Source organism: Chryseobacterium glaciei (assembly GCF_001648155.1).
GTDB classification, from domain to species: Bacteria; Bacteroidota; Bacteroidia; order Flavobacteriales; family Weeksellaceae; genus Chryseobacterium; species Chryseobacterium glaciei.
The window spans coordinates 3,794,962-3,814,284 of the sequence record NZ_CP015199.1 but is presented as its reverse complement, the minus strand read 5'-3'; the positions used below and the strand labels follow the sequence as shown (position 1 = coordinate 3,814,284).

Annotated in this window: 16 protein-coding genes; 8 read left to right on the top strand and 8 right to left on the bottom strand. The window is 33.5% G+C overall.

Translation table 11 applies throughout. The features are described 5' to 3' along the window. Positions 1–37 precede the first annotated feature (37 nt). Positions 38–691, bottom strand: a complete 654-nt coding sequence (locus A0O34_RS17090) for a protein-L-isoaspartate(D-aspartate) O-methyltransferase (RefSeq protein WP_066759791.1) — start codon at positions 689–691, stop codon at positions 38–40. Between the two features lie 134 nt (positions 692–825). Between A0O34_RS17090 and A0O34_RS17085 the strand changes: the two genes are divergently transcribed. The 7 genes from A0O34_RS17085 (at position 826) to A0O34_RS17055 (ending at position 7,884) form a co-directional block, all read left to right on the top strand. After that, positions 826–1,788 (top strand): Gfo/Idh/MocA family protein, encoded by a 963-nt coding sequence (locus A0O34_RS17085; RefSeq protein ID WP_066757305.1) that lies wholly within the window; start codon positions 826–828, stop codon positions 1,786–1,788. A gap of 318 nt (positions 1,789–2,106) precedes the next feature. Next, on the top strand, positions 2,107–3,837 hold the full coding sequence (locus A0O34_RS17080; protein WP_066757303.1) for a cellulase family glycosylhydrolase: 1,731 nt from the start codon (positions 2,107–2,109) through the stop codon (positions 3,835–3,837). A 62-nt stretch (positions 3,838–3,899) separates the two neighbouring features. After that, entirely contained in the window at positions 3,900–4,778 is an 879-nt protein-coding gene (bla-A, locus tag A0O34_RS17075) for a CGA/CIA family class A beta-lactamase (RefSeq protein ID WP_066757300.1), read from the top strand. Positions 4,779–4,900: 122 nt separating this feature from the next. Beyond that, positions 4,901–5,311 carry a hypothetical protein gene (locus A0O34_RS17070; protein ID WP_066757298.1) on the top strand — a complete coding sequence of 137 codons (411 nt, stop codon included), beginning with the start codon at positions 4,901–4,903 and terminating at the stop codon, positions 5,309–5,311. A 13-nt stretch (positions 5,312–5,324) separates the two neighbouring features. Then, positions 5,325–6,215 carry a 3-hydroxybutyryl-CoA dehydrogenase gene (locus A0O34_RS17065; protein ID WP_185097288.1) on the top strand — a complete coding sequence of 297 codons (891 nt, stop codon included), beginning with the start codon at positions 5,325–5,327 and terminating at the stop codon, positions 6,213–6,215. A gap of 75 nt (positions 6,216–6,290) precedes the next feature. Beyond that, on the top strand, positions 6,291–7,607 hold the full coding sequence (locus A0O34_RS17060; RefSeq protein ID WP_066757292.1) for a glycosyltransferase family protein: 1,317 nt from the start codon (positions 6,291–6,293) through the stop codon (positions 7,605–7,607). A 37-nt stretch (positions 7,608–7,644) separates the two neighbouring features. Continuing rightward, positions 7,645–7,884 carry a hypothetical protein gene (locus A0O34_RS17055; RefSeq protein WP_007845674.1) on the top strand — a complete coding sequence of 80 codons (240 nt, stop codon included), beginning with the start codon at positions 7,645–7,647 and terminating at the stop codon, positions 7,882–7,884. Between the two features lie 49 nt (positions 7,885–7,933). Here A0O34_RS17055 and A0O34_RS17050 read toward each other — a convergent pair whose 3' ends face one another. The 3 genes from A0O34_RS17050 to dnaN all read right to left on the bottom strand — a co-directional run bounded on the left by A0O34_RS17050 (position 7,934) and on the right by dnaN (position 12,609). After that, positions 7,934–8,344, bottom strand: coding sequence for an META domain-containing protein (locus tag A0O34_RS17050; RefSeq protein ID WP_066759786.1), 411 nt, complete (start codon positions 8,342–8,344; stop codon positions 7,934–7,936). 311 nt (positions 8,345–8,655) lie between these two features. Next, the gene (gene pheT, locus A0O34_RS17045; protein WP_066757289.1) at positions 8,656–11,058 is read right to left on the bottom strand and encodes a phenylalanine--tRNA ligase subunit beta; all 2,403 of its coding nucleotides are present in this window, start codon (positions 11,056–11,058) and stop codon (positions 8,656–8,658) included. Positions 11,059–11,478: 420 nt separating this feature from the next. Next, positions 11,479–12,609 (bottom strand): DNA polymerase III subunit beta, encoded by a 1,131-nt coding sequence (gene dnaN, locus A0O34_RS17040; protein WP_066757286.1) that lies wholly within the window; start codon positions 12,607–12,609, stop codon positions 11,479–11,481. 196 nt (positions 12,610–12,805) lie between these two features. Here dnaN and A0O34_RS17035 point away from each other — a divergent pair, with 196 nt between their 5' ends. Further along, complete coding sequence (locus A0O34_RS17035) at positions 12,806–13,162, top strand: diacylglycerol kinase family protein (RefSeq protein WP_066757284.1); 357 nt, start codon at positions 12,806–12,808, stop codon at positions 13,160–13,162. 111 nt (positions 13,163–13,273) lie between these two features. Here the strand turns inward: A0O34_RS17035 and A0O34_RS17030 are convergent, their stop codons facing one another. The 4 genes from A0O34_RS17030 to A0O34_RS17015 all read right to left on the bottom strand — a co-directional run bounded on the left by A0O34_RS17030 (position 13,274) and on the right by A0O34_RS17015 (position 19,303). Then, the gene (locus tag A0O34_RS17030) at positions 13,274–13,909 is read right to left on the bottom strand and encodes an SGNH/GDSL hydrolase family protein (protein WP_082891191.1); all 636 of its coding nucleotides are present in this window, start codon (positions 13,907–13,909) and stop codon (positions 13,274–13,276) included. A 173-nt stretch (positions 13,910–14,082) separates the two neighbouring features. Further along, positions 14,083–14,499, bottom strand: coding sequence for a barstar family protein (locus A0O34_RS17025; protein ID WP_066757282.1), 417 nt, complete (start codon positions 14,497–14,499; stop codon positions 14,083–14,085). Continuing rightward, positions 14,477–18,172: a phosphoribosylformylglycinamidine synthase gene (locus A0O34_RS17020; RefSeq protein WP_066757280.1), complete on the bottom strand. Its 3,696-nt coding sequence runs from the start codon at positions 18,170–18,172 to the stop codon at positions 14,477–14,479. Before A0O34_RS17020 ends, A0O34_RS17025 begins: the two co-directional genes overlap by 23 nt. A 171-nt stretch (positions 18,173–18,343) precedes the next feature. Continuing rightward, positions 18,344–19,303 carry a WG repeat-containing protein gene (locus tag A0O34_RS17015; RefSeq protein WP_066757277.1) on the bottom strand — a complete coding sequence of 320 codons (960 nt, stop codon included), beginning with the start codon at positions 19,301–19,303 and terminating at the stop codon, positions 18,344–18,346. Positions 19,304–19,323 lie beyond the last annotated feature (20 nt).

Sequence of the window (19,323 nt, the reverse complement as noted above, 5' to 3'; positions counted from 1 at the left end):
TATTAATCTTTGCGTCTTAGCGTTTTGCCAGCAATTATTATTGATTGGTTTTGCCTAGCATCGGAACAAATTTGTAAGCTCCAAATTCTTCTTTTTCAATTTCAGTCGGAGAAATTTTTGTGAATCTGTATAAAACCTGCTCATCGGTCGGACCCAATGGAATGACCATTTTTCCGCCAACTTTTAACTGTTTTAATAATTCTGTAGGCAAAACGGAAGCTCCACAAGTCACAATAATTTTATCGAAAGGAGCAAAAGTCGGAAGTCCGGCAAAACCATCCCCAAAACTCTGAAATTTGGGATATAAATGCATTTCTCTCAACTTTTTCTTAGAAAAATCGAACAGATCTTTTTGCCTTTCAACCGTATAAACCAAACCTTTCATTGCTATAAGAACAGCGGTCTGATAACCACATCCTGTCCCGATTTCCAATACTTTTTCACCTGTTTTTAACTGTAGCAATTCAGATTGCTCTGCAACAGTTGAAGGATGTGAAATAGTCTGATGCGCCAAAATAGGAAAGGCACGGTCTTCATAGGCGAAATCTTCAAAAATACTTTCAATAAAAAGATGTCTCGGAACATCATTCATGGCCGAAAGTACATTTTCATCCGAAATTCCGATCTTGTGTCGAAGATATTCAACCAAAATCTTTCTTTTTCCTTTATGTACAAACGAATCTTGCGTCATTAGATGGTAATTATTGGGGTTTCTGGTGGTAGTTTGCACAAAAATAATAAAACAAATACTATTTATCAACCTAAAACCTATCATCTATTTCCGAATACCTAAAATCATTATATTTACAAAAATTTAATACAACTATGTTAAAAGCAGGTTTGGTAGGTGCCGGACATTTAGGAAAGATACATTTAAGACTTCTTAATCAATCAGATAAGTATGAATTTGTAGGTTTCCATGATAAAGATGTAGAAAACGGAAAAAAATTAGAAGCCGAATTAGGTTATAAATATTTTGAAAACTTTGATGATCTTTTGGATCAGATTGAAATGTTGGATATTGTAACGCCAACAATTTATCATTACGATTATGCTTTAAAAGCGATTAATAAAGGACTTCATTTTTTCATCGAAAAACCCGTAACTCACACGCTTGAACAGGCAGAAGAGATTCTTCAAAAATGTCGTGAAAATGGTATAAAAGCTCAGGTTGGTCATGTTGAAAGATATAATCCTGCTTTTATCGGAGCAAAAGATTACATTCAAAACCCAATGTTTATTGAAATTCACCGACTGGCGGAATTTAACCCTCGCGGAACCGATGTTTCTGTGGTTTTAGACTTAATGATTCACGATCTTGATATTTTATTAAGTGTTGTAAAATCTAAAGTTAAAAATATTCATGCAAGCGGAGTTTGTGTAGTAAGCAAAACTCCGGATATTTCTAACGCAAGAATTGAGTTTGAAAACGGATGCGTTGCCAATCTTACGACTTCCAGAATTTCAATGAAAGCAATGAGAAAAAGCCGATTCTTCCAGAAAGACGCTTATATTTCCATTGATTTCTTAGAGAAGAAAGCGGAAGTTATCCGTATGAAAGATGCTCCTGAAAACCCTACTCCATTTGATATGATTATTGAAAATGCTGATGGGGAAAAGAATCAGATTTTATTTGAATATCCAAACATTCAACCTAATAATGCAATTTTGGATGAATTAAATTCTTTCGCAGATGCCATTATAGAAGGTAAAAATGTAGAAGTTTCGTTGGAAGATGGAACTGAAGCTTTAAAAGTCGCTTTGGAGATTATGAAATTGATTTCTTAATTTTTTAAATTTAAACACAAAGCACACAAATAATTTTCACAAATTACACAACTTTAAATATCAATAGGAACGGGTCTTGGCCCGTTTTTTATGTGAATTTGATTAGACAATCAATTTTGTATTTCCGCAGGAATCTAAATCATGTTATCAATAAAACTGTTGAGATTCTTCCAGAATGACAAACTTAAATGATTATAACTGAATTTTTTATTTCGATTATTATTTTTTAATTTTTATTCAACAAATTTTAAATATATTTGTGATTATCTAAAAGTAATTAATTCTAATACAACCCCTAATATTTTAAAAATCAAAACTATGAAAAGAGCATTCCTATTATCCGCTTTTTTATTGTCTCAATTTGGGACATCACAGCTTTTAAAAACAAATGGTCAGAAAATCGTTAATGATAAAGGTGAAAATATTCAATTAAGAGGCCTTGGTTTAGGAGGATGGATGCTGCAGGAAGGTTATATGCTGAAAACTGCAGATTTTGCCGGTCCACAATATAAAATCAAAGAAAAAATTGCAGAATTAGTCGGTGAAAAGGGAATGAATGACTTTTATAAAGCCTATTTAAAAAACGGAATTACAAAACAGGATATTGATTTTCTGAAAAAAGCAGGATTTAACTCGATCAGGCTTCCAATGCATTATAATTTATACACTTTACCGATTGAAAAAGAATCTGTAAAAGGCCAAAATACATGGTTGGAAGATGGTTTTAAAATGACGGATGATCTTTTAAAATGGTGTGCAGATAATAAAATGTATTTAATTTTAGATCTTCACGCTGCGCCTGGCGGACAGGGAAATGACGTGAATATTTCTGATAATGATAAATCAAAACCATCACTTTGGGAAAGCGAGGAAAATCAGAAAAAGACAATCGCTCTTTGGAAAAAACTGGCGGAAAGATATAAAGATGAGGAGTGGATTGGTGGTTATGATCTAATCAACGAGCCCAATATTAATTTCACTGGAAAAAATCCGAACGGGACAGATGAAATGTCAAACGCTCCCCTTTGGAAATTGCAAAAAGATATTACAGAAGCGATTCGTCAGGTTGACAAAAAACACATCGTCATTCTTGAAGGAAACGGATGGGGAAATAATTACAACGGACTAACTCAGATTTGGGATGATAACATGGTTTTCAGCTTCCATAAATATTGGAATTATAATGATGATGCAACAATAAAAAATGCATTAGATTTAAGAGAAAAATACAATATGCCGATCTGGCTGGGTGAAACAGGAGAAAACTCTAACGTTTGGTTTACAGAATTGATTCAACTTTTAGATAAACACAACATCGGATATGCGTTTTGGCCAATGAAAAAAATCGACAATATTGCAGGAATTACCAACGTAAAAATCACTCCCGAATATCAAAAATTATTGGATTATTGGATGAAAGGAGGAGAAAAACCAACGAAAGAATTCGCAACAAAAACTTTAACAAAAATTGCTGACAATTATAAATTCAGTAATACTGAAATTAAAAATGATGTGATTGATGCGATGTTCAGACAGACAACAGATGAATCTACAAAACCGTTTAAAAATAATCAGGTTCCGGGGAAAATTTTCGCTTCGGATTATGATTTGGGAAGAATGGGCTCGGCCTATTTAGATAAAGATTTCATCAATCTTTGGGTAAGCGATCCTGCTAAAAGATCTGAATGGAATTCCGGAAATCAAATGAGAAATGACGGTGTTGACATCTATAAATGTAACGACAAAATCACCAATCAATATTATGTCGGAAAAACAGAAGCGGGAGAATGGATTCAATATACATTTAATGCAAAAACCGATAAAAGCTATAGTTTTGACATCAGATATTCCAGCAATGATAATGGAAAAGTTAGAATTGAGGATATTTCAGGAAAACAATTGGCAACCTTTTCTTTAAACTCAACAGGTGGAAATGACACATGGAAAACCGTTTCTGCTACAGGAGTTAATCTTAAAAAAGGAGAAAATAAGATCAGAATAATTTTCGAAAATGATGGAGTCAACCTTAATTATTTTGAAGTAAAATAATAATTGTCTTAAATTGCAACTCCCTTTTAGTTTCTAAGAGGGATTTTTTAATACAAAATATTATGAAAAAATTAGGACTATTATTTCTATTGATCTCAGTATTTGCCTTTGCTCAAAACAGCGTTTTAGAAAAGAAGATCAATTCAATTATTAAAGACAAAAAAGCGACAATTGCTGTTTCGGTTTTAGGATTTGAAGATGATTTTAATTTTAATAAAAATGGCGAGAAAAAACTTCCGATGCAAAGTGTTTTCAAATTCCATATTGCGGCAGCTGTTTTAGATCTTGTTGATAAAGGGAAGCTGTCTTTAGATCAGAAAATTTTACTGGATAAATCAAATTTATTAGAAAATACATGGTCACCTCTTCGCGATAAATATAAAGATAAAAATGAGGAAGTTCCTTTAAGTGAAATCATCGATCAAACTGTTGCTATGAGTGATAATAATGGTTGTGATATTCTTTTGAATTTAATTGGAGGTACGCAAACTGTTCAAAAATTCATGAATTCTAAAGGAGTGAAAGGTTTTCAGATAAAATTCAATGAAGAAGCGATGCATAAAGATTGGCAGGCACAGTATGAAAATTACAGTACGACCAATTCTGCGGTTCAGGTTCTTAAAAAATTCTATGACGGAAAACTACTTTCTAAAAAATCTACAGACTATCTGATGAAAGTAATGCTGGGAACAAAAACAGGATTAAACAAAATGGTAGAACAATTACCGGAAAACACTCCTGTAGCCCGAAAAACGGGAGCTTCCGGAAAGAATAAGGACGGACTTACCGGTGCCGAAAACGAAATAGGAATTGTAACTTTACCCAACGGAAAACATTACGTAATTGCCTTATTTGTAAGCAATTCTACGGAAACCGATGCCATAAACTGCAAGATTATTTCTGATATTTCTAAAACTGTTTGGGATCATTTTAATAAGTAAATTTTAAAGCTTATTTTTAAACCGTTTTTAAAGTAAGTTTAAATAGTAATTGTCAGTGGAAATTTCTACGAAATAACAAAGGCACGTTAATTGAGACTTCCTTATCAAATAAAAAAATCAACATGAAAAAAATATTATTAATCGCAGGAATTTTCAGTTTTTCATTCTTTTGGGCACAGAAAAGTGAAAACTATTTACAGATAAGATACGGAAGCATTTGTTGCGGTACTCCATCAACAGCCCCAGTAATGAATTATGTAAACCAATTTCAGAAGAAAAATAAAATTAAAAATCTGGAAATCTACAAACAAGGCGGACTGGGAAGAGAAGGTGAATTCCATTTATATATCGGAACAGATAGCTTTTCAAAAAAACAGGCTCTTGCTTTTACAAAAGGTCTGCAATCTGCCATTGAAACACAAAATAATACAAGAAAGAAAAATCACGACGGAACGGTAGGTTTTGAAGAAACAGAAACTGTAAAAAAAGCCGACTTAGCCAACGCAAGAAATTTAACTATCTATAAAAAATAATTTAAGGAAAATGATCAAAAACATCGTAGTTATTGGAGCTGGAACCATGGGAAATGGTATTGCACATACTTTCGCTCAAAGCGGTTTTAAAGTAAGTTTAGTAGACGTATCTCAGGATGCTTTGGACAGAGGTTTAAAAACAATTACAACCAATCTGAACAGAATCATCGCAAAAGGAAACCTTACTGAAGAGCAAAAAGCAGAAACTTTAGGTAACATAACTACTTTCACGGAACTTAAAAATGCTGCAACAGAAGCAGATCTAATTGTAGAGGCAGCTACAGAAAATCAGGAATTAAAGTTAAAAATATTCGCTCAAATGGACGAATTGGCTCCTGCAAACTGTATTCTGGCAACCAATACTTCTTCAATTTCTATCACTAAAATCGCTGCTGCTACAAAAAGAGCCGATAAAGTGATCGGAATGCACTTTATGAATCCTGTTCCAATCATGAAATTGGTTGAAATTATCAAGGGATATTCTACTTCTAAAGAAACTTTTGATATCATTTACGATATGAGCAAAACGTTAGGAAAAGTGCCTGTAGAGGTTAACGATTATCCAGGTTTTGTGGCAAACAGAATTTTGATGCCGATGATCAACGAATCTATCGAGACGCTTTACAACGGTGTTGCAGGTGTTGAGGAGATCGATACGGTAATGAAATTAGGAATGGCTCATCCGATGGGACCTCTTCAATTGGCAGATTTTATCGGTCTTGACGTTTGTTTAGCTATTTTGAATGTAATGTATGACGGTTTCAAAAATCCTAAATACGCTCCAAATCCATTGTTGGTAAATATGGTAATGGCAGGAAAATTAGGCGTAAAATCAGGAGAAGGTTTCTACGACTATTCTGAAAGCAAAAAAGCAGAAAAAGTGGCAAAAATGTTTGCAAAATAAAAAGGTGAATGAGTGAATTGTTAATAGTTAATTTTAAAAATTGACTCGTATTGCAAAATTCACTATTTTTCTCCGATGAAATTTAAAGAAAAATATATTCAGATATCAATGGTCATTACTACTTTAGTGATGACCATTTTGCGTTTTTTACTGAATGAAAAAGGGCGTTTAAATCCGGATTCTATCCGATACATGAGAACTGCGCATGTTTTTCCGACGATTGATAATACGACAACGCCATTAGGATATCCTTTAAGTATTAAATTTTTCACCATTTTCGGGTTTGATGAATTTTGGAGCAGTAAAGTTGTAGGGATTGCAGCATTTCTTTTTATCGTCTTTTTTGCATGGAAAAAGAAATTTTATTTTAGAGAAACGATCATTTTAAGTGCTTTATTCAGCTTTCTTTCGATCTACTCGTATACGATGAGTGAAGCGTTGATTCTCCCTTTTGTATTTCTTTTCTTATACACTTCAATGCTGATCATTACAGGAAAATTAGAAAAATGGAAAGCCGTTTTTTATCTTTCATTAGCTTTAATTGCTCTTTATAACGTAAGATACAGCGCCTTGTTTATCATTGCAGGAACCGGACTTTACGGACTTATTTTTTGGAAAAGAAAATACTCTTTATCTTTTATAATTTCTGCAGCAATAGGCTGTATTTTCATTGTTTTATATAAATTTCTCTTTATCGATTACTTTAATGCAGATTATGTGAAAACATTTTTGGAAACGGGGCTCCATCCTACTTCTCAGCTATTGGTTGAATTACTCCAAGGATTATGTACAACCTTCAATCCGTTTATTCACATTGCCAATCCGGGAGGAGGAAAAATCAATTATATTATTTACGGAATTGGGTTTGTAAATATTCTTTTGATCATTTATTTATTCATAAAAAAGAAACTTTCAGATCCTGAATTTTTCTATGTTTTCGTGAGTGTTATTGGAATTATCTGTTCTTATTTTATCCAGTATTTTTATTCTGTGAATCCGATAGATTACAGATTAATGGCGCCTTTCAGTTTACCGATCTGGATCGTTTATTTCAGAAAATTATTCCAAATATTTGATCTTAAAGTGTATGTTATTGGAGTTTTAAGTTTACTTTCCGGAGCAGCATTTACATGGCTTTCAAAAGGAAATTATCTTGAAAACAGAAAAGAAATTACCCAATTTTTAAAGTCAGAAAAATTAGACAAAGTCCCTTTACAATTTTTTATCATCGAGGAAAAAGATTTGGAAAAGATACAGGTTGCGGAATTAATAAGTACTGTAAACCCTCAAATAAGCCTTACTTTTAAGCCAGAAGATACTTTAAAAAGAACAACCCTTACCCGCTATAAAGTTTTGCAAAAAATTAGTATCGACAAGAACAAATATCAATAATTTTATTATCTTTGGTTAAAGTTAAAACATTAAAAAAATGAAGTTACCAAAGTTTTTATTAGCAGATAATTCGGAATTTCCTGAAGATTTATTCGTAGTTCATACAGAATATCCAAGATTTATCTTAAACGTTGAGGAAGAAGAAGTTGAGTGGTTAGATGATTTGGAAGGTGATGATGAAGAAACTATGGCAGATGAGGCTACTAAAGTGGTAGAAGCTGCATTCAAATGGTGTGATGAGGAGTTGGCTAAGTACGACGAAGAAGAGGAAGAATAAGAAATATCTAAACATAAAAAAAGGAACTCAAATTGAGTTCCTTTTTTATTTATTCAGCTTTATTGAATTTCAATAATAAAAGATTGTCTTTATATAATTCTAAGGTATTTCCGGAAACCACATATTTATTGGCCTTTCCTACCATATCCATAAAATTCTGCTCTACGCTCATATTGTCGCAAGCCATTCTTGTAGAACCCACTTGCCCGGCAGAAAAACTTCCTGTAGCTATATCTACTTTGGCAGTTCCGAAGTAATTATTACATCCTGCATTTCCATTGATCTTTTCACCTTCAATGTTCAAAGTCGGAACTTTTCCTTTTACATTATCCGCCAACGTCCATTTTGTATTTGCCAATGAAGGCTGAGATTTTCCTACTTTAGAAGCAGATGGACTAGACATTGTTCCACACGATGCCAAAACCGCTGCTGCACATATACTTAAAAAAAGATTTTTCATTTTTTTCTTTTTTGATTTAACCAAATTTACGGAAATTATATTATTTAAACGGGTTTCAGAGGTTTTTATTGTTTCGTTAAATATAAATTTCACCAAAGTTTTTTCACAAATAGGGTAAATTAATTGAGCTTAATTATGTACATTATTATTCGCATTTTGTCATTCCGTAGGAATCTAAACTGTTGAATTAATGTAATGTTGTCTAGATTCCTACGGAATGACAAAGTTTGTGTCTGATTTACTTTAAAAACAAAAAAAACGGACTAAAAAAGTCCGTTCTGAAATATATAATTTTTAATGTTGTATCAATATTATGATCTCAATTCTGCATTAAATTCTTTTTGGAAAGATTTGATTAGAGAATCCATTACGTGAGAAATTTCTTTTTCTTCCAATGTTTTCTCTTCGTTCAATAACTCAAAGCTCATTGCATAAGATTTCTTACCTTCCGGAAGGTTTTTCCCTTCATATACATCGAATAAATTGATGTTTTTAATGAATGGAGATTTATTCTTCTTAGCCGTCTCAAACAATTCCTGATACGTGATATTCTTATCAATCAATAAAGCTAAATCTCTTCTGATTTTGTTGAATTTTGGAATATCTTTGAATTTCAATTCGTTTGTAGAACGCAATTCCTGAGCAAATTCCAACTCAATTTCAGCGTAGAAACACTCCTGCTCGATATCGAAATCTTTCAACATCTGAGGAGCAACTTTTCCGATTCTTACTAAAACTTTTCCATCAACTTCATACGCTAAAGCATCAGAGAACCTATCGTCAGATAAAGCAACTTCCTTATAATCAATTGCTAATCTTTCTAATAAAACTTTTACGTAAGCTTTTAAGTTATAGAAATCTGTCGCAGATTTTGGCTGTAACCAGTTTTCAGCAACATTTCTTCCTGAAATCAAAATTGCCATTTGCTTTCTTTCTTCATATTTATCTTTTTTGTGATAAATTTTTCCGAATTCAAAGAATTTGATATCCTGATTTTTTCTGTTGATATTGTAAATAGCATTTTCAAGAAGCCCTTCCAATAAAGACTTTCTCATGAACGCTAAATCATTACTTAATGGATTTAAAAGCCTTACAGCATCAGTTTCATCTTTTACCGAAGTTAATGAATTGTTCATAACTTCATTGAAACCAAGACCTTGTAAAGTTCTTGCCCAATTGTTTTCCAATTCATCTTGATCTTTTGCACTTAGCTTCACAGGTGTGAAAGAAATCTTTTGTGGAGCCTCGATCTTGTTATATCCATAGATTCTTAAAATCTCTTCAATAACATCGATTTCTCTTGTTACATCAGCTCTGTAAGCAGGAACTGAGATTTCAAAACCGTTTTGAATTTCATTTAAAACCTGAATTTCAAGAGCTTTTAAAATTTCTTTTACCTTTTCTCTGTGAATTTTTGTCCCTAAAATTTGTTCGATTTTTGAGAATCTGATGATCACATAATTGTCTTCGATTTTCTTTGGATATTCTTCCAACAAATCTCCTGTCAATTTTCCGCCAGCTAACTCCTGAATCATTTTGATTGCGTGAGTAATGGCAGTTCTTGTGATATTAGGATCTACTCCTCTTTCAAATCTGAAAGATGCATCCGTATTCAAACCGTGGAATTTTGCACCTTTTCTCACCGCTACCGGATTGAAATAAGCACTTTCCAGGAAAATGGTCTTCGTCTCGTTAGAAACACCTGAATTAGCACCACCAAAAACTCCGGCAATACACATCGGGTTATCTTTTCCGTCTTTGATGATGATTTCAGAACCATTTAAAGTTCTTTCAACACCATCTAAAGTCGTGAATTTTGTTCCTTCTTTTACGGTTCCAACTTTCACTTTTTTATCTGCAATTTTATCTGCATCAAAAGCGTGAAGCGGTTGTCCAAAACCGTGAAGAATATAATTCGTAATGTCTACAATATTGTTGATCGGACTTAATCCGATTGCTTTTAATCTGTTTTTCAGCCAAGCCGGAGATTCTGCAACGTTTACATCTTCGATCACTGCTCCGATATATCTTGGACATAATTCTGCGTCCTCAACTTCTAACGTAAAGCTGTGAGAACCTTCATTATTTAATGATTCAGAACTTACTTTTTCAAATTCTGACTTCTGCTTATTTGTTGAAAGAAAAGCAAATAGATCTCTTGCAACTCCGTAATGAGACATTGCATCGGTTCTGTTTGGCGTTAATCCGATTTCGAAAACTTCGTCATTTGTCAATTCAAAATAATCAGCAAAATTCTTTCCTACTTCATATTTTTCTTCATCCAAAACCATGATTCCTCCGTGGTCGTTGCTAAGACCTAATTCGTCCTCAGCACAAATCATTCCCTGAGAAACCTCTCCTCTGATTTTCGCTTCCTTGATCTCAAAAAATCCACCTTCTTTATCATAGATTTTGGTTCCGACAACAGCAACAGGAACAGTTTGTCCAGCTGCAACATTCGGAGCTCCGCAAACGATGTTCAACACCTTTCCGTTTCCTACGTCTACTGTTGTTTTATTCAATTTGTCTGCATTAGGGTGTTTCTCGCAAGTTAAAACTTTACCCACGATGATCCCTTCCAAGCTTCCTTTGATACTTTCAAATTTATCTATCCCTTCAACCTCAAGACCGATATCAGTAAGGAATTCACCAATTCTTTCAGGTTTTAATTCCGTTTTTATATAATCTTTCAGCCAGTTATTTGATATCTTCATTTATTAAATTTTGAAAATTTTATTTGAATTTTTCGAGTTACAAATGTCGTGTTTTTTTAAGAAATACCGAAATTTATAAGATACTTTAAGAGGTTAATTTTCTCTCAATGATTTTCCTTACAATCGTAGATTTTGCAGATTTTATTTTTAATCATGATTACTATTAATTGACCACAGATTTTCACAAATTTGCACAGATCAATAAGCGTAAACATCTGCGAGATTTTTCGTTAAGTTTGTCAATATTTAACTAACAGACTGCAACCCTAGCCCCGATTGCAACGGCATCCTTTTTGGTTGCGGGCGGAGCGAAGCAGAGCCCGTAACCAAAAAGATATAGTGAAAAGCGGGATTAAGCTCCCAAAAAAGAAAAGAGGCTTTGAAAATCAAAACCTCTTTACATATTTATCTAAATTAATATTACAATCCGATTACAGGCATTGATAACATTAAGATATTTTCGTTTTCTTCAAGACCATCAAGAGGTTCGATAATTCCAGGTCTGTTTGGCTGAGACATTTTCATTGTGATATCGTCTGAACCAAGAATTGTCAACATTTCAGTTAAAAACTTAGAGCTAAACCCGATGTTGATATCTTCTCCGTTGTAATCGCAAGGAATCTGCATATCTGCTTTGTTTGCATATTCCGTATCTTCTGCATGAAGGTGAAGAATGTTAGCAGACAATTTAAATCTAACCTGATTGGTAGATTTATTAGACATAATAGACGCTCTTTTGATTGCTCCTAATAAAAGATTTCTGTTGATCGTCAATACGTTCGGGTTTTCTTTAGGAATTACCGCTGTATAGTTAGGATATTTCCCGTCGATCAATCTACAGATCCAGATATGTTTACCAAAAGTAAACTTAGCCATGTTCTCGTTGAATTCGATGGTTACGTCTTCATTAGAACTTGCCAAGATATTTTTGAAAATATTCAAAGGTTTCTTAGGCATAATGAATTCCATTGGTTCGGCATTCATTAAGTCCATTCTTTTGTACACAACCAATCTGTGAGAATCTGTAGAAACAAAGTTTGTTTCATTTTCTCCAAACTGGAAAAGAACCCCCGTCATTACAGGACGAAGAGAATCGTTACTTGTAGCAAAAAGTGTGTTTGTAAGAGCTTCAGATAAAACTCCCGCAGACATTGTTACGCTTTGAGCAGCATCAAATTCCGGCAATTCCGGATAATCATCCGCATTGTCTAAAGCTACCGCGAAATTATCTTTTTCATCTAAAATCTCAAGCTGACTTCCCGTTCCCTCATCATTATCTTTTACAGAAAATGTTAAAGGCTGTTCGCCATAGGTCTTGATAAAATCCTGAAAAATTTTAGCAGGAACAGCAAACTTCCCCGAATCATCAGACTTCACTTCCAAAGAAGTTACAAGAGTTGTTTCGCCATCAGATGCTGTAATGGTAACATTATTTTCGTTTAACTCAAAAAGATAGTTTTCTAAAATAGGTCTCGATTGAGAGCTTGATATTACGCCACTTACAGTTTGCAAAGCCTTCTGCAGTTCTCCACTTGAAATAATAAATTTCATAGATTTAAAAATAAATTTTTACAAATATAATAAATAGAAAATAGATTGAAAAATATAATCCTGAGAGTTATTAACAACCATCAAAAGATTATCCTCATCACTTCTACTCTGTTTTTTCACGATAAAACATCATAAAGGACTAAAGATAAGCATTTTCTTGAAGGAATTAATTATATTTGTGAATAATATTTTCATTATGCGAAAACCACCTGTCCATAAGAGTTTTTTGAATGCTTTCCGAGGTGTTTTTTTAATGCTGAAATCGGAAAGAAATTTTCAGTTAGAGCTTCTGGCATTCATTATTAATATTATATTAATTTTCTATTTCCAACTTTCCAATATTGATACTGTCTTAATCCTTATCGTTTCTTTCGGAGTTTTAAGTGCTGAGATTTTCAATACCGCAATTGAAAAAATTTGTGATTTTATTCAACCTGAATTTGATAAAAGAATTGGTTTCATTAAAGATATTTCTGCGGGGGCGGTTATTTTGATGGCAGTTCTGTCGGTTGTTGTTGGAGTTTTGGTGTATTGGAAGTATATTTTTAATTGATTTTATCATTATGGAAAGACAAACTAGCCTTTTTGGCTAAAGCCTTTTTTCTCCCACAGATTTACACAGATGATTGTGCTATTTGTGAAAAAAATTAGTGATTATTTGTGTTTAAAATTCTAAATATTTTTCAATAATTGGGATAGCAATTTCAGCCATCATTCCATATCCTTTTTCGTTTGGATGAACGCCGTCCGTGGAAAGTAAAACTTCTTTATCCTGTAAAAAAGCTGAATAAAAATCAATATAAATTAATGAGTTTTCAATCGCAATATCTTTAAGAATCTGATTGTAAATAATAACTTCGTCATTCGTTCTTAACTTTCCAGAAGCTACCACTACTCCATCCACTTTTTCAGAAAATGGAAGAATACTTACCAAATAAATATCTTGTGAATATTGTTTTGCTTCGTTAATTGCAGTCAAAATATTTGTTTTGAAATTCTCAGGATTTACCATCTGAGTTCCATTTTTAATGGCTAAATCATTTGCACCATAACCGATGAAAACAATATTTCCTTCAGCTGAATTTCTTGCACTTAATTCATGAGGAATTCTCTTAACCAGACCTTCTGTGGTTTCGCCGCCAATTCCTAGATTAAAAAGAATCAATTCGTTGGCTTTACCTTCATTATATCGTTGCAAAGCATATCTTTTCAATATATCAACCCAGCCTCCAAAAACTCCGTCATATTCTCCGTAAGTGATGCTGTCACCGAAGAATAGTCCGTATATCATTTTCTTCATTTATTTTTTTAATTATAGATTTCGATTTTTAAACCATTAAGATTTGATTTAAGAAGTTAAGAATTATTAAGATCCTTCGACTTCGCTCAGGATGACATCGCTAATACTTGTTTTGTTAGTTGTCGCAATTTAAAGCTTAACTAAACTTAAAAACTTCTCCTTAATGGTTCAATTTAATCCAAAATTAACGTAATATTTTTATGCTCTCCAATAATTTCAATTAAAATATCGAATAAAGTCTGTCCTTTTCCATCAATTAATTCATTTAATTTATCTTGAATTAATTCTACATTAAAAGGTTTTCCCTGCTTGATTTTATTTTCGTAAAATTCTTTCGTCGCTTCAAATCCTAAATCTTTTTTTGATTTTTGAAACTCTTCCCAAATGATTTCAACTTCATCATAATTCTCAAAAAATCCAAAACCTCCATACAAAATATCATTGAAACCGTCCAACGTGCCGACTTTCCAATTTATATCTTTCGTCAAGACCTTAGAAACTTCCTCGTAGAAGCCTTCCAGATTTGAAAAATGACTGCCATTGATGACAGTCATTTTCTTTTTATTGTTATTTGAAGTACTCAACTCCATTTTTAAATATATTATGATAATTCGCAGTTGGAATATTTTTCATCAACCCTTCTGCAAAACGTTCAGGATGTCCCATTCTACCGTAAATTTTACCGCATGGACTCGTAATTCCTTCAATTCCGAACAATGAATTATTTGGATTGAACGGCATTCCGTGAGCAATGTTTCCATCTAAATCTAAGTATTGCGTTGCAATCTGTCCGTTTTCATACAATTTCTGAATTTCCTCTTCCGAAGCCATGAAACGACCTTCACCATGAGAAATCGGAATCGTGAAAACCTGATCTTTCATCCCTTTTAACCAAGGCGATTCATCATTCAGAACCTTTACGTTCACCATCTGAGAAATATGTCTTCTGATTGCATTGTGAGCCAACGTCGGAGAATTTTCATCCAGATCTTTGATTCTTCCGTAAGGTAACAATCCAGATTTAACCAATGCCTGGAAACCATTGCAGATTCCGATAATCATTCCGTCTCTGTCCAGCAATTCATGAACTGCATTTCTCATCTTTTCGTTTTTCAAAACGTTTACAATGAATTTTGCAGAACCATCCGGCTCGTCACCCGCGGAGAAACCTCCTGAGAAAGCCAAAATCTGAGAAGTTTTGATTTCTTCTACCCAAGCATCGATACTTTCATCCAATAACTGATGATTGATATTGATTAAAGGTAAACTGCTGATAGCAGCACCTTCTTTTGCGAAAGCGTTCAACGTATCGTACTCACAGTTTGTTCCTGGAAATACAGGCGCGAATACTTTTGGCTGAGCGATTCCGTGTTTTTTAATGATAATATTTCTTGGATTGATTGAGTTTAATTTCTCATCAATTTCAACCGTCAATTTTTCTTTTTCAACTGTCGGGAAAAGATTTTCAAACGTATTTGTATTTGCGGCTAATAATTTTTCAATCGCAAATTCAGCATCATTAATTTTGATAACATTTGAATTTTTAACTTCTCCTATGAATTGAAGATTTGTAGAACTTAATTCTTCTTTAGATTCGATGATTAAGCTACCGATATTTTTAGTTAATAAAGTTTTTTCATCAACTGTAATTTCAGCACCTAATCTATTTCCGAAGCTCATTTTTGCTAAAGCAACTGCAACACCACCTTCTTTCACCGTTTTTACAGAAACGATTTTTCCTGCTTTGATATTTTTGAAAATAAATTCAAAAACAGTTTTTAAAGCGTCATAATTCGGAAGTCCGTTTTCCTGAGCAATATGATTGAAGAAATACACTTTATTTCCTTCGTTTTTAAATTCAGGAGAGATAATATTTTTCTTTTTTCCGTTCGCACAAGCGAAAGAAATCAACGTCGGCGGAACATTTAAGTCTTGGTACGTTCCACTCATTGAATCTTTACCTCCGATTGCAGCCAAACCAAAATTAATTTGTGCATCATACGCTCCCAACAAAGAAGCTAAAGGTTTTCCCCATTTTTCAGGATTTTGACCTAATTTCTCAAAATATTCCTGAAAACTAAATCTGATATTTTTGTAATCACCTCCCATCGCAACGATTTTTGCAACACTTTCTACTACTGCGTAAGAAGATCCCAACAAAGAATTCTGCTTAGAAAGCTCCGCATCGAACCCCCAACTTGCCAAAGAAACTGTTTCAATATTTTTTGCTCCGATGATCGGCAACGTCTGAACGCTTCCTTCCATCAAAGTCTGCTGATATTTTCCTCCTAAAGGCATTGCAACCGTAGTCGCACCGATAGACGAATCGAACATTTCCAACAAACCTTTTTGAGAAGCAACGTTTTTATCGCTTAATATTTTCAAGAAATTCTCTTCATTAAATGATGGAGTTTCTTCTTTTACTTCATTGAGGTGAGTAATTTTAACCTCCTGACTTTTAGAACAACCATTTGTATCTAAAAATTCTCTTGAAAGATCAACAATTTTATCACCTTTCCAGAACATCTGCATTCTTCCTGAATCTGTCACTTTTGCAACCTCAACGGCAACAATATTTTCAGCTTCACAGAATTTAATGAACTGCTCTTTATCTTTTGGTTCAACCACAACCGCCATTCTCTCCTGAGATTCAGAAATAGCAAGCTCAGTTCCGTTCAAACCTTCATATTTTAAAGGTAAAACATCTAAATTAACATCTAAAGAATCTGCAATTTCGCCGATCGCTACAGAAACACCTCCCGCTCCGAAGTCGTTTGATTTTTTAATTAATCTCGTCACTTCAGGATTTCTGAATAATCTCTGGATTTTACGCTCTTCAACCGCATTTCCTTTCTGAACTTCAGAACTCATTGTGTGGATAGAAGTTTCGTCCTGTTCTTTCGAACTTCCGCTTGCTCCACCAACACCATCACGACCTGTTGCACCTCCTAAAATGATGATAGAGTCGCCAGCTTCAGGCTTTTCACGTCTTACCCAATCCACAGGGACTGCGCCAGTTACGAAACCAACTTCCATTCTTTTTGCTTTGTAGCCTTCGTCGTAGATTTCAGAAACCATTGTAGTCGCCAAACCGATTTGGTTACCATAAGAAGAATATCCGTTTGCAGCCTGTTTTGTGATCGTTTTTTGAGGTAATTTACCCGGTAACGTTTTATCAACCGGTTCCAAAACATCAGCAGCGCCCGTCAATCTCATCGCCTGGAAAACGTAAGAACGTCCAGACAAAGGATCTCTGATCGCACCACCTAAACACGTTGAAGCACCACCAAAAGGTTCAATTTCTGTCGGGTGATTGTGTGTTTCGTTTTTGAATAATAAATACCAAGGTTCTTTTTTTCCATCATATTCAGCTTCGATTTGGATTGTACAGGCGTTGATTTCATCAGAAACCACCAAGTTTTCCAAATCACCTGTTTTATGGAAATATCTTCCGCAAACTGTTGCCAAATCCATTAATGAAATTGGTTTTAATTCGCGTCCTAAGAATTTTCTTTTTTCGATATAATCATTGAAAATCGTTTCCAATGTATGTTTAAACTGTCCTTCAAATTCAATATTTGACAATTCTGTTTCAAACGTTGTGTGACGGCAGTGGTCACTCCAATAGGTATCTAAAACTTTCAGTTCAGTTTCCGTAGGATTTCTCTCTTCAGTTTTAAAATAATCCTGAATGAATTTTAAATCATCCAACCCTAAAGCAAAACCATGATTATTGTAGAAATTTTCAAGTTGAGCATCATCAAAATTGATGAAATTTTCGTGAATTAAAACCCTTGACGGAATTTCATCCGCAGGAATGTTTACAACTGATAAATCTTTTTGCTGAGACTCTACTTTATTAATCAAAAGGTCTTTGATTTTAGCTAAATCTGTTTCAGAAGCACCTTCAAACTCTATCAACTTCCCACTTCTTACTTTAGACCTCTCATTTTCAGTCAGTAAAGCGATACATTGCTGAGCAGAATCGGCACGCTGATCGTACTGTCCCGGCAAAAATTCCATCGCAAAATGGATTCCTTCGGCAGGATTTTCTTCATGTAAAATATCAGTAACAGGGTCTACGAAAGTGCTGTTGACAACCTTTTCGAATTCACCATCGTTCAAATTGAAAATATCGTACACATTGTACACTTTCACATTTTTGATCGACGGAACAACCGCTTTTACTTCATCAAAAATTTTTGGACTTTCTACATCGAAAATTCCTCTTTTTTCTACGAAAATTCTTTTGTTATTAGACATTAGATGCCAGATATTTAAATATTATTAGACTTATTTTTATTTTCAAATTTATTCCTTTTAAAAAATTGTCGCATCAGCGATGCGATAATTCGAAGCAACATCATTTTGAATATTTTCTAAAAAAATCTCAAAATTCATAATTAAAAAACTTAACAATATGAAAATTTAGACTCATTTACTTAATTTGTTAGGATTATCGGGATGTTCTTTCTGAAATTCTTCAGCTTCTTTCATTTCTTTTTTCAGCCATTTTTCAAAAGGAATTTTTTCAACATCATAATCCGAAGCGTAAAAATTTTTACCGTCTTCTGAAACTATGAAATTAAAACGTGACGATCCTGAATTCATCTTTCCGTTATCATATGTATTAATCTGAAAATAAGGAAAATTCTCTTTTGGTCTTTCAACAATCTCAAAGAATAATTTCTTTTCATTTTCAGATAACTTATTATAGTAATTCACATAATAAATATCGGAAAGCTGTTTATTATATTTTTCGAAAAACTGAAGAATGTTCTTCTCTTTTTCATTATATTTGAATGGATTCGGATAATATTTTCCGTTAATTTCTACAGCATTTTCGGATTTTGTAATGGGTTGAACGATTTCACCTTTAAAATTCATCATTCCCCAATCTCCGCCAACGATAGCTTTGTGTTCGTCGTCTGTTTTTTCCCAGTCGCATCCGTCACAAAACGAAGCATAACCAAAATTAAACTGCGACACAAAATCATGAATAGGTTCAATTGTTATTTTACCGTTTCTATCTGCAAAACCTACTTTTCCATTTTTAACAAACCTTCTTACTCCTTCTTCGAAATAATCCGCTCCGTTATCATATAAAAAAGGTTGGTACAGGAAATTTCCTTTTCGGTCATAGACATATCCCCAAGCATTTTTTTCACTTTCCTCTCCTTTTTTAGAACCATCAAAGTGGATAGTTTCTCCTTCAACTAATTCACCATTTTCAATATTTGAGAAAATTTTGAACTGCGCAGGAACAATAATTTTACCTTCTTGATTTTTTACTCCAACCAAAGAATCTTTCGATATGAAATACTTTAAAACATCCTTCTTCTGAGAAAAGGAAATCATTGGTACCAATGAAATGAATAAAAGTATTTTTTTCATGCTTAGGTTAATATCAATTT

Excerpts from the sequence above, each read along its gene's own strand:
- A0O34_RS17090 (WP_066759791.1), bottom strand. The coding sequence starts at position 691 with ATGACGCAAGATTCGTTTGTACATAAAGGAAAAAGAAAGATTTTGGTT.
- A0O34_RS17085 (WP_066757305.1), top strand. The coding sequence starts at position 826 with ATGTTAAAAGCAGGTTTGGTAGGTGCCGGACATTTAGGAAAGATACAT.
- A0O34_RS17080 (WP_066757303.1), top strand. The coding sequence starts at position 2,107 with ATGAAAAGAGCATTCCTATTATCCGCTTTTTTATTGTCTCAATTTGGG.
- bla-A (WP_066757300.1), top strand. The coding sequence starts at position 3,900 with ATGAAAAAATTAGGACTATTATTTCTATTGATCTCAGTATTTGCCTTT.
- A0O34_RS17070 (WP_066757298.1), top strand. The coding sequence starts at position 4,901 with ATGAAAAAAATATTATTAATCGCAGGAATTTTCAGTTTTTCATTCTTT.
- A0O34_RS17060 (WP_066757292.1), top strand. The coding sequence starts at position 6,291 with ATGAAATTTAAAGAAAAATATATTCAGATATCAATGGTCATTACTACT.
- A0O34_RS17055 (WP_007845674.1), top strand. The coding sequence starts at position 7,645 with ATGAAGTTACCAAAGTTTTTATTAGCAGATAATTCGGAATTTCCTGAA.
- A0O34_RS17050 (WP_066759786.1), bottom strand. The coding sequence starts at position 8,344 with ATGAAAAATCTTTTTTTAAGTATATGTGCAGCAGCGGTTTTGGCATCG.
- pheT (WP_066757289.1), bottom strand. The coding sequence starts at position 11,058 with ATGAAGATATCAAATAACTGGCTGAAAGATTATATAAAAACGGAATTA.
- dnaN (WP_066757286.1), bottom strand. The coding sequence starts at position 12,609 with ATGAAATTTATTATTTCAAGTGGAGAACTGCAGAAGGCTTTGCAAACT.
- A0O34_RS17035 (WP_066757284.1), top strand. The coding sequence starts at position 12,806 with ATGCGAAAACCACCTGTCCATAAGAGTTTTTTGAATGCTTTCCGAGGT.
- A0O34_RS17030 (WP_082891191.1), bottom strand. The coding sequence starts at position 13,909 with ATGAAGAAAATGATATACGGACTATTCTTCGGTGACAGCATCACTTAC.
- A0O34_RS17025 (WP_066757282.1), bottom strand. The coding sequence starts at position 14,499 with ATGGAGTTGAGTACTTCAAATAACAATAAAAAGAAAATGACTGTCATC.
- A0O34_RS17020 (WP_066757280.1), bottom strand. The coding sequence starts at position 18,172 with ATGTCTAATAACAAAAGAATTTTCGTAGAAAAAAGAGGAATTTTCGAT.
- A0O34_RS17015 (WP_066757277.1), bottom strand. The coding sequence starts at position 19,303 with ATGAAAAAAATACTTTTATTCATTTCATTGGTACCAATGATTTCCTTT.